The 14383-nt window shown below is 42.0% G+C and carries 11 protein-coding genes; 7 read left to right on the plus strand and 4 right to left on the minus strand.

Translation table 11 applies throughout. The annotated features are described in order from the left end of the window. Positions 1-43 precede the first annotated feature (43 nt). From DPF93_RS13975 to DPF93_RS13990, 4 genes are all read left to right on the plus strand, one after another. A complete protein-coding gene (locus tag DPF93_RS13975) occupies positions 44-3658 on the plus strand; it encodes an ATP-binding protein (protein ID WP_114766738.1) in 3615 nt (1204 codons plus the stop codon). Between the two features lie 341 nt (positions 3659-3999). Beyond that, entirely contained in the window at positions 4000-4989 is a 990-nt protein-coding gene (locus DPF93_RS13980) for an OmpA family protein (RefSeq protein ID WP_114766739.1), read from the plus strand. 11 nt (positions 4990-5000) lie between these two features. Next, a complete protein-coding gene (locus DPF93_RS13985; RefSeq protein WP_114766740.1) occupies positions 5001-5831 on the plus strand; it encodes a DUF1566 domain-containing protein in 831 nt (276 codons plus the stop codon). Between the two features lie 724 nt (positions 5832-6555). Further along, positions 6556-7389, plus strand: coding sequence for an Ig-like domain-containing protein (locus DPF93_RS13990; RefSeq protein ID WP_114766741.1), 834 nt, complete (start codon positions 6556-6558; stop codon positions 7387-7389). Positions 7390-7536: 147 nt separating this feature from the next. On the opposite strand, the gene DPF93_RS13995 is transcribed toward DPF93_RS13990, so the two are convergent. Then, positions 7537-8499 (minus strand): AEC family transporter, encoded by a 963-nt coding sequence (locus DPF93_RS13995; protein ID WP_114766742.1) that lies wholly within the window; start codon positions 8497-8499, stop codon positions 7537-7539. Positions 8500-8805: 306 nt separating this feature from the next. Here DPF93_RS13995 and DPF93_RS14000 point away from each other — a divergent pair, with 306 nt between their 5' ends. Then, on the plus strand, positions 8806-9795 hold the full coding sequence (locus DPF93_RS14000) for a DUF2860 domain-containing protein (protein ID WP_114766743.1): 990 nt from the start codon (positions 8806-8808) through the stop codon (positions 9793-9795). 93 nt (positions 9796-9888) lie between these two features. Here DPF93_RS14000 and DPF93_RS14005 read toward each other — a convergent pair whose 3' ends face one another. Further along, positions 9889-10455, minus strand: coding sequence for an HD domain-containing protein (locus DPF93_RS14005; protein WP_114766744.1), 567 nt, complete (start codon positions 10453-10455; stop codon positions 9889-9891). A 94-nt stretch (positions 10456-10549) separates the two neighbouring features. Between DPF93_RS14005 and DPF93_RS14010 the strand changes: the two genes are divergently transcribed. Both DPF93_RS14010 and nfsA read left to right on the plus strand, forming a co-directional pair. Then, complete coding sequence (locus DPF93_RS14010) at positions 10550-10876, plus strand: gamma-glutamylcyclotransferase family protein (RefSeq protein WP_114766745.1); 327 nt, start codon at positions 10550-10552, stop codon at positions 10874-10876. A gap of 118 nt (positions 10877-10994) precedes the next feature. Next, a complete protein-coding gene (gene nfsA, locus DPF93_RS14015) occupies positions 10995-11717 on the plus strand; it encodes an oxygen-insensitive NADPH nitroreductase (RefSeq protein ID WP_114766746.1) in 723 nt (240 codons plus the stop codon). Positions 11718-11808: 91 nt separating this feature from the next. Here the strand turns inward: nfsA and DPF93_RS14020 are convergent, their stop codons facing one another. Next, positions 11809-12687 carry a hypothetical protein gene (locus DPF93_RS14020; RefSeq protein ID WP_114766747.1) on the minus strand — a complete coding sequence of 293 codons (879 nt, stop codon included), beginning with the start codon at positions 12685-12687 and terminating at the stop codon, positions 11809-11811. Continuing rightward, positions 12675-14324, minus strand: a complete 1650-nt coding sequence (locus tag DPF93_RS14025) for a phosphoethanolamine transferase (protein WP_114766774.1) — start codon at positions 14322-14324, stop codon at positions 12675-12677. The genes DPF93_RS14020 and DPF93_RS14025 overlap by 13 nt, the downstream gene beginning before the upstream one ends. Positions 14325-14383 lie beyond the last annotated feature (59 nt).

The following is a 14383-nucleotide window of genomic DNA, read 5'->3' on the forward strand; positions in this document are numbered from 1 at the left end:
AAATTATCTGATGTATTCTTTACTTAACTATATGAATAGTTGAATGAAATGGAATTTTGTGGAGCTGGAGTTTGTTGTGTTTAAGAAAATATTTGCGATTTTTCTTTGTTTGATTTTCAGTGGTCTGGCATCTGCGAAAGGCAGTTCTTCCTCTGGTAGTGTGCAAGAGCCTATCTTGAAAGTAGGGGTGACCAGCTCACCACTTTACCCATACTGGGGGGGGAGCACTAAGCTACCTAAAGGCATCATTCACGATATTGCCTCATTAATGGAAAAACAAATGAAAGTCGACATTCAATATGTTGCTTTCAATACTTTAGCTGAAATCAAGGAGGCAGTAGCTTTAGGTAAAATTGATTTAGCGATAGGTTACATAAAGACCGCAGACAATAAAGATCAGTTCCTGTTCTCAAACCCTATTTATAAAGATGAAATTGTAGGTTGGATCGATGATGCCGCAAAAGCGAAAGCTCAAAATGTTGACAATCTTAAATGGGCGTGTATCAAAGGCTCAAGTCATTGTACTGTACTTGAACAAATTGGAGTCGACTCGATTCGGCAAGTAGCAACCAGTGCTGAACTTCATGAACAGCTAAACTCTAATGATGTGGATGCGTTAATTGGGTTTTATTCATCATTTCTTTATCAGTTTAAGGTTAATAGTAATGATGAACAAAAAATGTATTTTGATGAAAGGTTTGGTAGCATTTATTCCAGAGTGCTAATGAATAAAGAGAATTATGATCTCAAAAAAATGATTGATAACTTTATTTTTGAGGTTAAGCATTACTCTAAATCTGATGTGTTCGATAATTTTTATTTCAAACATAGTAATAATCGAGATATTTATGCTGATTGGTATGATAATGATAGTAGTGAACTAGTAATAAGATACTCGATTGACGAAGATGTATTCCCATATTCCTATATTGACGAGAAAACGGGGAATTATGTCGGGTTTATTCATGATTTTTTCGACCGCGTTGAGGCAATAACACCTTTAGAGTTTGAGTACGTGCCTCCTGGCGAGCAAGATATCACAGATATGTTGCTACATGGTGTCATTGACGTGGTGCCAATCGTAAAAAAGGAAAGTTATAGTACAAAGCTGTTTAGTTTTACTCAAGACATCATTGATGTGAGGTATACATTAATAGAAAAAACATCAAGTGATGGAGTGGATAAATTTGGCGTTCTAGACAGGTTTAGCAATTTAAAAAATGATACTCGAGCTGTTGGTTACACGATCTACGATGATGTAGATAGTATTCTATCTGATTTTAAGTCGGGAGTGATTAATCATGCTTATCTAAATAAATACTTAGTTGATTTGATTATTCGAGATTATAAAGACTTAGACTTTAAAGTACACAAAACAGGAAGTAGCGTTAACTTAGATACTAAGGCGCCAATGCTTCTCCGCCGGGGTGATGACCAACTTCAAGAAATGTTAGAGTCTGCGTTTTCTTTGTTATCTTACGGAGAGATTAACAGTATATGGAAAGATTATGACAAGGTTAATTATCACATTGGTTATGATAAAGAAGAAATAAAGAAGTTTATCTATTTTATTTTGTTGGTTTTATTGCCTTTGGCAATTTTTGTTTTTTCCTATTTAACAAAAACCAGGAAAAAGTTAATCGGGCATGCGCATGAGGTCCAATTGTCTGAAGCGCAAAGGAAGTTTCTTCATGATATTATCGACAACATCCCAAGTTATATTTGTATTCGCGATGTTAAGGGTGAAATACTTCTTTCAAATAAGGAGTTTTCCGATTTTTACCATGCATGTGATTGCCAAAAAAACGAATGTATGAAGGTATTCTTTGATAATAGCAGACTTAACATGGCTGGAGGTTTTTCGGAAAACATCGAGGTAACAGACTCTTCTCATCCATTATTTGGTCGATATTTTCATGTAGAGAATAAATCCATTACAGACTATGTTGATAAAAAAGAGTTTTTTATGACCATTTTATCAGATGTCACTGAAGTAAAAGAAAGAGAGAATTATCTACAACAAGCCCGTCAAAATGCAGAGTCCTTAGCACAACAGAAGCAACACTTTTTAGCTGTGGTTAGTCACGAGCTCAGAACGCCAATTTCCGGCATTCTAGGTTTAATGGAATTATTAGGTGAAAGGCTAGAAGACAAATTTAATAGAGAAATATTGCATAATGCATCGATGTCTACCAGCAAACTCAAGTTGTTGGTTGATGACATACTTGATTTTTCAAAGCTAGAAGCTAAGCAGCTCAGTGTTACACCAGAGCTGGTTAACTTGCCAAAAGAAATCAGCCCAATCATTCGCTCTTTCGATGTGCTCGCGGAGCGCAAAGGTCTTCGTTTCTACCTTGACTGGAAACCAAGTCGCTTTTTTGAGGCTGAAGTAGACATACTCCGTGTTTCTCAAGTTATTTCAAATATCTTGTCGAACGCAATCAAATTCACTGAAAATGGTGCGGTTTCTTGTTTTATTCGTTTAGAAGAAAACAGTTTACTGATTCGAGTCGAAGACCAGGGCATCGGAATGGACGCCGCAGAACTGCAAAATATTTTTGCTCCGTTTGTCCAAGCTCAGAATACGATAGCGAGAAAATTTGGTGGAACAGGCTTAGGAATGTCCATCGTTAAGAACTTAGTTGAGATGATGGGAGGAACTATATCCGTCAGCTCAGAGAAGTATATTGGAACAAATGTAACAGTAGTGATCCCTGTAAAGACGACGGAGTTTGTAGCAACTGACACGCTTGCCAAGTATGAGATAGAAGATCATAACATCGCAAGATGGCTGGATGTAAACCAGATTGGCTATCGCTTGAGTAAACCAGAACATCAGCGCGAAGAGAGTAACTTTTATCCAAGCGTTGTCGTGGAATTGCTGGCGCAGCAGTTTGAAACAACCGAGGTTTGTCATTGTATCAGCGAGATGAGCATGCTAAGCGGTAAGGTGCTTGTTATTGATGACGACCCAGTGAACCGGTTTTTGGTTCAACTCCAACTGAAAACGTTAGGATTGGAGGCTGAAATTGTCGCAGATTCTTCTTTAGCATTAGAACGTATTTCTGAGCAGAATTTAGAGTTTGGCGCTGTAATATCTGATCTACATATGCCTGATATGAATGGGTTTGAGCTTGCGAAAAATATTAAGGCATTTGTTCCTGAGTTGCCGGTTATTTTGTGTACGGCAGATAACTCGATCGCGACGTTTGAGACTGCCAAATCATTAGGCATTGATTCGATCGTATTTAAGCCCTATGAGTTGGTAGAACTTTATAATGCACTCACGTTATATTTTGCTCAGCAACAAGGTGAAGCTTGGGTTACTGAAGAAGATAGCGAGTTGGTGACCCAAAGCGTAAGTTCAGATTGGCTTTCTCATCTTAAAAAAGAAAACCGAGTCGAGATGACGCACGCAATCATAGCTTCTTTAGAACAGGCCTTGCTTGAATTGGGTTCAGAACACGCTCAAATAAAAACAATTGCGCATCGTCTTAAGGGATCGGCAGGGTCGTTGTCACTTCCTTCGATTGCAGAGGCTTGCCTTAAGCTAGAGCAAGATGTTGGCAATAAAGACCTTGCTGATGAGTTGGTGAAACAGATCAATTTGGTCATCCAAGATGCTGAAAAGTTTCTCACGGAAGAAGACTCTTTTTAGTTTCTAATGTTAGTGCTGCAACCGCCTTCAACGAAGGCGGTCGCGCTCTGTAGTCGATAAGTTGAACTCATCTACATCGGTTTCCATCCCTCCAAAACAGATAGAAAAAAATCCTACAAAACTTGTTTTCCCTCCTGAAAAGTTCGTCTGTATAGTCCGCACTCAAGCAAAGAGCCTAATTTGGCTTTCTATGACAACACTTGTAAGTGAACCCCATATTGTAATTTTCGATGCAAGTGCTTGACAGTGGCTTACTGTTATTTGCAGCAAGCCCATTCATAAATTATTTACTCAAACCTTAAATATAACGCGAAATGGATTTCGTTTTTTTGGAGTTCATTATGAGCTTAGTGTTTAGAACGTTTCCAATTCTATTTTTACCTGTTTCATTATTCACTCATGCATCTGATGATTTGCAAGTTTTTATTGGCGCGAAAGGTGGTTATCAGTGGGTAAGTGATGATGCTTACAATCATTCAGAACCACGCGGCTCTGTTGTTGGTGTTTATGGTGGACTACAACTTTCGCCAACCTTCAGTTGGGCTGTCGGTTATCAACACCACGGTGAATTAAAAGCAGATTCAACGTCTATTAACGTTAACACATGGTTGATTGAAAGCGCTGTACGTTACGATTGGTACCTACAAGACAATTTCAGTTTATACGGACGACTTGGAGCTGCTTATTGGGATATGGAGAAAACACTGGTCTCATCAACTCAACTTGATGAGACTGGTTTTTCTCCACTTGGTGAGGTTGGGGTGAATTATGACTTCACCCCAAAACTGAGCTTATCTGCGGGCTATCAATACATTGACGGTATCGGTAACGCTGAAACTGGGAAATATGATAGTCACGCACTCATGCTAGGGCTAACTTATTCCTTTGGTGATAACGTTCAAGCAAGTTTAAGCGAAGCCACGGTTGAGCCGATTCAGGAAGTGGTGGTGGTTGAGCCTCAACCTCAGACATTAACCTTTCCATCTAAAAAAATGAGCGTTGCTTTTAGCAGCGATTCAACAGAAGTTAACTCTGATGCCACAAAGTCATTATCAGAGTTCGCCTCTGTGCTTAAACGTTACCCTCAGTCAGAAGTGGTGATTGTTGGTCATGCGGATTCAACTGGGTCTAAAGCTTACAACCAAGCGATATCTGAAAAGCGAGCGCAAGCCGTATCGATTCGCATCATCCAATTGGGCGCACCTTCAACACAGGTTGATTGGCGTGGAGAGGGGGAGCTAAGCCCTGCAGCGGATAACCGCGCTGCCGAGGGGCGAGCTAAAAACCGCCGAGTGGAAGTTTCCCTTTCACAATTTCAGTATCAAGAATAAGTGGTATTACGATGAATAAAAAAATAAAGTCTGTCTTTACAATAATAACATTATCGTTAATAACGCTGCTAACAGGTTGTAATTCTGAAGGTGCGTTTAACTCGAATGGCATTAGTAATCCTGACGAGGGCGCAACTCTAGTTGAGATTGCTATATCACCATCACCTGTTTTATTGGCTCACCGCAACATCCAACAGCTAACAGCAATCGGGAAATATGATGATGGTACAGAGGGAGATATCAGTAATAGCTCTGAGTGGGAAATCGTTGTTGGTGACTCGTCCATCGCCACACTGTCATCAACTGGCTTAGTAACCGCAGGAACGACATTGGATGACGTCAAAGTCGTAGCCACTAAAGACGGCATTCCTAGTGAAGAAGTCACAGTAACGGTAAGCGATTTAGCGGGGCCTGTGATTGATATTTTCGATACAGGCTCAGGAAAACTATTTACTAATTCACCTTCAAAGGCTTATCTAGACAGCATTGGAGGTAGTGCTATAAACGGTACTTTTACTGAAGGGGGAGGAAATTACGGCCCCGCTGGTGTTTTTTACCTATTCGACTGGACTAACGCAAATGCACTGTGTGATACCTACAACGCTCATAGTCTCGGCGGACGGACGAACTGGCGTTTAGCGACAAGCGACGAGTTAGGGACGGAGCTATACATCGCATTTGGTCATATGTCTGTCGCACGCGATTGGCCGAGCTACTACACCTATTGGTCGGTGACACCTAATGGTTCTACTGGCTATTGGCAAGTTCCTCTCTATAGTGGTGGCGGAGTCGACGCCCCTCCGAACATCGCGACCTACGCATCCTGCGTCTCAAATCCTTAAAGTTGAGCGCTTAGAGTTTAACGTTTTATGAAGTGCCAGAGTTGCATCGGGCACTTTTTCTTAGAAGCAAAAAATGGATTGAAGCGGGGTAATGATCCCGCTCGGAGCCCTCAGACTTCATGGTGCTACTAACTACATGATTACCTACTTGGTTTGGTGGCTACACAGACTCTTTCGGTATACCCAACTCTCGTTGCCAATTGAGCTCCATTTAATCGGTTTTGTTCACGTCACAATACGAAGAAAAAAGTCCTACAAAACTTGTTTTCCCGTCTGAAACTTTCGTCTGTATAGTCCGTGCTTAAGCAAAGAGACTAATTTGTGCTTTACATGACAACACTTGTAGGTAAACCCCAAATCATAATTTCCGATGCAAATGCTTGACCTACGCTTACTGTTTTTTGCAGCAAGCCTATTCACAAATCATTTACTCAAACCTTAAATGCAACGCGAAATGGATTTCGTTTTTTTTTGGAGTTCATTATGAGCGGAATGTTTAGAATACTTCCTATTCTATTTTTACCTGTTTCATTATTCATTTATGCATCTTACTCAATCTCGAGCAGTTATTGTGGGGAACACGAATAACGCAGGCTCAGGAGCATGCAACCTAGCTTTGTCTGAAAAATATGATCAGGTATTGGTGAACAAAATTACCGAGTTCAAACTGCCTAGTTGAAGTCAATTTATCTCAATTTGAATATCAAGAATAACGAAGCTCAATATGAAAATAAAATTCCCAAAATGGTTAGCCGTAATTACTTTTCCGTCGTTATTGCTATTAGCCGGTTGTAATTCTGAAGGTGCGTTTAATTCTTCAGAGAGTGCGTTTGATACATCAGAAGGTGTGCTATTTGACATTGAAGTCACACCCAACGATGGATTTGTATTAATGAAACATGGTTCGCTACAGTTAAAAGCGACGGGTAAGTATGATGATGGAACAGAGTTAGATATTAGTGATTCTGTCGAATGGACGGTCGTCTATGATACAGCGACTTCTAAAGTATCCTCTACGGGTCTGGTTGAAGGGGAAACAGAGGGTGAAGTTATAATTACTGCTTCAAAAAGTGGGATCGTTAGTGATGATGCCACTGTGACGATAACTTCTTTAGCTGGACCTGTGATTGATATATTCGATACAGGTAGCGGTAAGTTGTTTACCAGTTCACCATCAGTGCCTTACCTAGACAGCATTGGAGGTAGTGATTTCGAATCTTTTCTTCGTATAAGAGAAGACTCAGATTACGGCTTTGCTGGTGATTACTACACCTTCTACTTGACTTATGCAAATACACTGTGTGCTAAGTACAACACCCTTAGTATTGGCGGACGAACTAATTGGCGTTTAGCAACATTAGACGAGTTACAAGTGGAGTTGTACGGTGCATTCGGTGATATGTTTGCTAAACGAGGTTGGGCGGTTAACCAATATTTTATGACGGCGACTCCTAGTGGTAATGGCAGCAGCCATTACGGAATCATGCTCACCAATGGTGATTTCCGCTCCGTGAGTCAGAACTACCCGAGCTTAGCAACCTGTGTCTCTAACCCTTAAATATGAATGTTTAGATTTTTTAGTTTTGAAGTGCCAGATCTATATCTGGCATTTTTTTATCTAGAAAAATGGTGAGTATTCAATTTAGATGGATTTGAAGTAAGAGTTTTAAATTTTGTCGTAATGCCGGTTTATTTACCTATATTTTTACGCACCAATCAAACCCAGAGAAAGTAAAATCAGCACCCCTAATGTACAGGTGAATGTTGAAAGTACGGTAGTGGAGGCAATAATGTTTGCCGCCAAGGTAGCGTTACCGCCCATAGAGCGGGCCATAACATAACTGGCCGCGGCGACAGGTGAGGCGTTCATAAAAAATAAAATCCCTAACTCAATACCACGAAAGCCAAATAGATAGGCACCGAGGGTAATGAGAACTGGCGCGATAACCAATTTATAAGCGCTAGCAAACCATGTGGCGTATTTTTCTTCTCTAAGTGCACTTAGATTAAGTGAGGCTCCAGTACACAGCAGCGCTAAAGGTAGCGTCATTCTGGAGAGGTAGTTGCCCGCGTCAATCACGACATTGGGGACAGGCACTGCGAGCAAATAACACAACATCCCCAGCACGATCGAGATGATCAGTGGATTTTTACGTATGGTGTTAGCCATAATTTTTGCTGCCTTTGCTCCCGACACACTTCCTTTGGGCGAAAGGCATATCACTGCTTGCACGTTATAGAGAAAAGTAATCGCGGCGACATACAAAGCGGCGAGTGCAACACCCTCTGAGCCATAGGCGTTAGCAACATAAGCAATTCCGATTATCCCAGTATTTGAGCGAAAGCCGCTTTGTATAATCACGCCTTGGTCAGGGGAGGTGTTAAAAAGCACTTTCACCACGACCACAGTAAAAATAAAAAAGGCGAGAGAAGATAATATTCCGTAGTTAATAAAGTGGCTGGCGGCGAGAAAGTTGTGTTCAGTCGTCACAATGCTAATGAATAGCATTGCCGGTAAGGTGACTTGAAAAACGAGCCTTGATCCAACCTCGGTGAAGTTTTCATTTATCAGACCAATGCGTTTAAACACCACTCCTAAAATCAACATCAGGCAGATAGGTCCGGTAATCGACAGCGAAAACTGCAGTTGTGATAAAACAACATCCATGAGAAATCCGTGATGGCTGACTAAGTGACTACATTGTTAACTAATTAAACCATGGAAGCTGGTGCATGCGGAATCGTGGAGATCGAGTTTTTAAACATTGCTGTTCATCACTTTAAATTAATCGCGGATATTAGCAAATTCAACGATATGCAACGCTGTCTCTCGGATGTCTTTAATCAAGATCGTAATAATTGCTTCAAAATGTAAACTCGGGGGTTTACTTATTTCGTAAAAACAATAAAATCGCCATGTTGGTCTGCTGTAACACTCGCCGACTATCCAGTGGTATTTTTATTAAGAGAAATTATGAAAACTAAATTATCGCTAGTGGCACTAGCACTATTAAGTGGTTCTGCGTGGGCACAACTTGCTGAGACAGCAGGCTTTTCTGGTGAAGTTTCACTAAGCACGGGTTTTTACTCAATCGAGTCAAACCTAAACACCAATGATGACAATGAGCAGCTTGACGGTCTCGATCAAAACAATGATGCGGTGACTGGTGGTCTACTACTGCCTCTTGGTAACCTAGCTTACACATTTGGTGATGCTTTAAACCAACAGTTCTACATGGGTACTTCACGTGAAGATATCGCAACTGGTACGCTGGCGTTTGAAATGGGTTACAAATACCAACTAGCGTCTGGCATGATCATCGATGCATCGATTCTACCAACCATTATGTCTGGTGAAGTATGGGCTGACCCTTTCTTAGAGAAGAAAGACGGTAAACGTACCACTACTGATGAAGATGGCAACGCTTACCGCCTAAAGCTTGAAAACATCATGGGTTCTAAGTTCTCGGTAGATATGGCGTACGCAACCAAAGAGGTTGACAGTGAGCAATCTGGTTCTAAATTATCTGTTGAAGATCAGAACAAACTTCGCCGTGATACCGATGCTTTCTACTTCAGAACCGATTACAAATACATGGTTGATCAAAATACCATGCTTAAGCCGCGTCTAACTTACATCAGCGCAGATGCAGACGGCGAAGCGAACTCATTTACTGGTTACGGTGTAGAGCTAAGCTACTTCAAGATGCTTAACCGCCACCAGTTCGCGCTAACCGCGGGCTTTAACTCACGTGATTACGATGCTGGAAATCCAGTATTCGGTAACACAACACGTGAAGATGACGAAATGAGTCTATTCGCAGCTTACGAATACGAGAACTTTATGGATTGGCAAGACTGGTCTCTAGTATCGTTCGCAGGTTTCGGTAGCACAGATTCAAATATCGACTTCTACGACAAGAACGAATACATCATGTCAGTTGGTATGAACTACCACTTCTAAGACGCTAATTAAGCGCATAACGCTTAATTAAGCCGCTAAAGTAAATCCCTTTTGCTCTAACTGTAGTAAAAGGGATTTTGTTTTATTGGCCGTTTAAGACTTTTCCATTCGCGCTTTTGTTTCTGCATCCAGCAATAATCGAAATTGCTGAGTTAACTCATCATAATCAGTCTGATTTTTTCCATAGCTTAGGTTGAATGTGTAGTTGAAGTCTTGAGGATTATCACCCTGCGTGTGCTGCAAAATAGTCTCTAACTTATCAAGTGCTTTAACCAGTCTCGCCTCTTCGGTCAATGCACCGTCATATTCCAGCCATAGAGCTAAAAGATCGGTTTGTACCTCCTGACTCAGGGGTGAAATTAGCTGTTTAAAATCTCTTAATTCAATGGCGCTTTTATTCAAATTGGCATGTTGATTAACCGCAGAGATGTCACCACCGATCGCTTCCGCCAGATCATGCACAATGCAGAGTTTAAGTATTTTCTCGTTGTTTAGGTGAGGGTAGTGTTTTGCAACGATCATTGCTAATAAGCATAGCCGCCATGTGTGTTCTGCAGTGCTTTCTTGTCGACCAGAAGAAGTCCAAGCGGTGCGCAGGGTATCTTTTAACTGCTCAGCATCGCGCAAAAACTGCAGAATCGAAGGAAGTTGTTCAATCATGTTGTTGTGACAAGGCTATTTGTTGTTTGAGAATATAGACGCTAACACTTTTCTGTGTAATAACGAAATCAAAATCGAACCTAAAGGAAGTACGATGTTAGATAAGTTATTTGTCTATGGCACTCTTGGTCCGGGACGCCCAAATGAGCATGTGATGACTGCGATAGGCGGCGAGTGGCGTGAAGGTTATGTGCTTGGTTTTCTTAAAAACCAAGGCTGGGGCTCAGAGATGGGTTACCCAGGTATTGAGCTTAATGATTCAGGCGAGCAGGTAAGAGGCTTTGTTTTTACCTCAGACAACCTTGCGCAGAACTGGCATAAACTGGATGAGTTTGAGGGCAGTGAGTACAAGCGTGTTGCGACTCAAGTTCATCTAGATGAAGGCGGTATAGTTGAAGCATATATCTATATGCTGAGTTAGTAGAATAACGACAACCATCCTTGTTTATTGGCATTTTGCTAAATTGTGAATCTATCACTTAAATTTGCGCGGTAATTGTGCTCAGATAACACAATGCATTAAACAAGGATGAACCAAAATGAACTCGACTATTGAGACAATACTCTCGCACCGCTCGATAAGAAAATTTACCGCCGAACCTATCGAAAAGAATACCTTAGATACAATTATTAACGCAGGCTTGGCAGCATCTTCGTCCAGTTTGCTGCAAGTGGTATCAATCATTCGTGTTACTGATCAAGCCAAGCGTGACAAGCTTGCAGAGCTTGCGGGCAATCAAGCTCATGTCAGCAATGCGGCAGAGTTTTTGGTGTTCTGTATCGATTACCAACGTCATACAGAAATTAACCCAGATGTGCAGAGCGATTATACGGAGCTCGCTTTAATTGGCGCGATAGATGCCGGGATTATGGCGCAGAACTGTTTCATTGCCGCTGAGTCAATGGGGTTAGGCGGCGTGTACATTGGCGGGCTACGTAATAACGCTCAGCAAGTTGATGAGCTGTTGGATTTACCTGCTCACACCGCAGTGTTATTTGGGTTGTGTTTGGGACACCCTGATCAAAATCCGGAAGTTAAACCCCGTTTGCCGCAAAAAGTGGTGCTGCATGAAAACAGCTATCAGGCGCTTGATCGTAGTGCTATTGATGAATACGACCAGACAATGAGGGACTATTACGCTAGTCGTTCTAACAACCAAAAACAAAGTTCTTGGTCGGGAGAGGTGACAGGTAAGCTTTCCGGTGAATCACGTCCGCATATTCTTCCGTACTTAAATGGAAAAGGGCTGCTTAAACGCTAAGCTTGAATACTAAAAGCTGGTCGGTAAAACTGACTGAAACCGCCATGATTTCAGTCAGTAATCTTGGTTTTTTGAATAGGATAATCGACACTCACTCTAAGCCAACTAGGTTTATCGAGTGATCAACAATATAACCGCTGTAGCGGCTTAAAGCTCCGTTAGGAATGGCAAATGGCAATCCACCCCAAGAGAGTTGCTCAATTTCCCGTACTTTTGGTAACAAGCATTTATCCACAAAGCTTTGCTGGGTGTAAGGAAATGATATGTAGTCATTGTCCCATTGATTAACGTTTGCTATTACCTGTTGCACTAAGCTGTGCTCATCGCAGCCAGGTAGTTTATTGGCACTGGGTAGATAATATGACGTTTTGTAGCCAGCCCGTTTGAAAACCGAAAGCTCGCCACCGTTTTTTGACTCAATAACCAACCGCTTTCTCTGATCTTTGGGAAAAAGGTGGTTTAAGTATTCGACGATTGCCTGCTTGTTGTCTGGTGTTAAGTTTTTTAAGTCCAACCATAACCGGCTGTTTGCGGGGACAAGAGCAAGTAACTGGTCGAAATAGAACTGCATAGAGCTGTGTTCTGGATAGTGGAAAATATCGAGTGTATTCAAATTACTATCCCAAATCGCATCAAATTCGAATGCCTGATAATAGTTAGCATACAGCTTGGCTCGGGCTGGGCTGTTAGTTCTGTGCGCGTAGACATGATCAGGCAATGTGTAGCGCTCAAAAAACAGCGACAAGGCAATAGGATCTTCGATGCCGTAAATGTCTGCATTGGGTTTACCTTGCTCAAGAATGGCAATCACCGGTAGGTTGGTGCAGTGTGTCGCGATCGAGACTTTTTCAGCGATTTTACAACCATAGTAGCTGGCAAATACACGTATCGGGCGCATCTTGTCACTAATGAGTATGGTCACAAGCATTGCTAACGAGAGTAGACCAATTAGAAGCTTTATTGTTCGCATTGTCGCTCCTTTTGATAGTGAAAGTTAAACGAGAAATCATCTGGCAATGAACGTGTCTCGCCTTTTATAGAGTAATAGGTGAAATGTTTGACCTGCTCAGGTGGTTCAACCTTCATTCCTAAAGTAGTAAGCAGCACCTCAGGAAAGTGGGCGTTATTAAACAGGTGATGTTTATTGTCGCGATAACAGTCGATTGCTCGGGTCATGTTTTTTGCCAGTCGACCAATGGCGAAGTAAGGAATGGCGAGCTCATCCTCAATTTGGATTGGTTGTAGACCATGTCCTTTGCCAATCACTTCGCCGTGATCGGAAAAGTAAACAAACAAGCTGTCTTGCTCGTCGGCAAACACTTCTCTGATTAAGCCGTCCAAAATAGTATCGGTTAAGTGAACGGAGCTGAAATAAGACAGTTCAGCTTGGGATAGCAACGCGTTGTTAGGAATTTGTTGGACGATTGCCTGACGATGGTGAGAGGGTACGGTTTCGCCGTTGCGAATAGCATAGTCTGCGTGCTCGCCAGAGAGGTGCAAAACGATAAATTGTGGTTGTTGGTTGTGTTTCAACACATCACTGACCTTGTTAGCGGCATCACGGTCATGCCATGGTTGTCCATGCTCGCTTTTGTGAAAGACTCGCTCTGCAGAGGTCGCAACTTTAGCCGTGAACGAGTCCCAGCGGGTATACAAGGCTTGGGTGGTAATCCATGAGGTCTGATAGCCCATAGTTCGGGCAAGATTGATGATGTTTGTATAGGTAAGCCCTTGATAGAGTCGCTCATCGGTAGACACAAAGGAGAACGAGCGTGGCACGGACTCTCTGGTATTGGGAGCAGGAGCAAACACACCATCGATTACGCTAAATGTATTGGGCTGGCTTGTATGACGGAGCATCAGTTGTGGGGAGGCATCGATCGGATTGCCGTACATTGAGTATGCGTCGCGGCGAGATGACTCACCAATCACAATAACGATATTTTGGGGTAGGTTTTCGGTGTCGGCTATGTCGATTTGAACATGTTTTGGCAGCTCATTGCCATATTGAATGTGACTTTTGAAACGCTCATAAAAGGTGAGTGAAGCTACTCTATAAAGGTTGTAAGCTGGCACATCTTGGTAGAGGTAGATTAAGTGCATTTTATCTTGTTGAATTAGCCGCTTTTCTTCGGCATCAAACATCCATTTAAACACTGGTAGTGCACATAGAAGTACGAGCAAAAATAGTGAAGCCATGGCTTTTGTAAGGTTGGTTAGGGGAATGTGCGTATGCCAGAAGCAGTAAAGCCCACCAAGCGTCAACATCATAGTAGGCAGGAGGATTCTCCAATCGATCAGCTGAAAATAGCCGGTGACTTCATCCGGGTTGGTCAGCAAAATTGAGTGCATTGCGCCTGTCGCGAGAAAGCCACCTGAGATGACCAAAGACAAGATACTGGCAAGACAAGACAGTGAGAGTAAGATTTTGAGTAGTGCACTTAACCAACCAGTGAAACTCATTGAGAGCAGGATAAAACTCGCGCTAACTAGCATGTAGTAGAGTGTAAAAGGGCTGGATATCGGCATCACGAAAACCAGTGGAACTAAAAAAGGGCTTAGCCCTATCAAAACAAATAGAATGCGACTGAGTGGGAATGTGTTCATAGTCCAAGCCATGTGCGAGTTGCTGCATAAAAGCTGTTTAGCATGTTGCATACCAACTA

It is taken from the genome of Vibrio rhodolitus, from assembly GCF_003350325.1.
In the GTDB taxonomy this organism is placed as follows: Bacteria; Pseudomonadota; Gammaproteobacteria; order Enterobacterales; family Vibrionaceae; genus Vibrio; species Vibrio rhodolitus.

What these genes read in the sequence shown, in the direction of transcription:
- DPF93_RS14000 (WP_114766743.1), top strand. Translation starts at nt 8,806, where the DNA reads ATGAAAACTAAATTATCGCTAGTGGCACTAGCACTATTAAGTGGTTCT.
- DPF93_RS14010 (WP_114766745.1), top strand. Translation starts at nt 10,550, where the DNA reads ATGTTAGATAAGTTATTTGTCTATGGCACTCTTGGTCCGGGACGCCCA.
- nfsA (WP_114766746.1), top strand. Translation starts at nt 10,995, where the DNA reads ATGAACTCGACTATTGAGACAATACTCTCGCACCGCTCGATAAGAAAA.
- DPF93_RS14005 (WP_114766744.1), bottom strand. Translation starts at nt 10,455, where the DNA reads ATGATTGAACAACTTCCTTCGATTCTGCAGTTTTTGCGCGATGCTGAG.
- DPF93_RS13995 (WP_114766742.1), bottom strand. Translation starts at nt 8,499, where the DNA reads ATGGATGTTGTTTTATCACAACTGCAGTTTTCGCTGTCGATTACCGGA.
- DPF93_RS14020 (WP_114766747.1), bottom strand. Translation starts at nt 12,687, where the DNA reads ATGCGAACAATAAAGCTTCTAATTGGTCTACTCTCGTTAGCAATGCTT.
- DPF93_RS13985 (WP_114766740.1), top strand. Translation starts at nt 5,001, where the DNA reads ATGAATAAAAAAATAAAGTCTGTCTTTACAATAATAACATTATCGTTA.
- DPF93_RS13975 (WP_114766738.1), top strand. Translation starts at nt 44, where the DNA reads ATGAAATGGAATTTTGTGGAGCTGGAGTTTGTTGTGTTTAAGAAAATA.
- DPF93_RS13980 (WP_114766739.1), top strand. Translation starts at nt 4,000, where the DNA reads ATGAGCTTAGTGTTTAGAACGTTTCCAATTCTATTTTTACCTGTTTCA.
- DPF93_RS14025 (WP_114766774.1), bottom strand. Translation starts at nt 14,324, where the DNA reads ATGAACACATTCCCACTCAGTCGCATTCTATTTGTTTTGATAGGGCTA.
- DPF93_RS13990 (WP_114766741.1), top strand. Translation starts at nt 6,556, where the DNA reads ATGAAAATAAAATTCCCAAAATGGTTAGCCGTAATTACTTTTCCGTCG.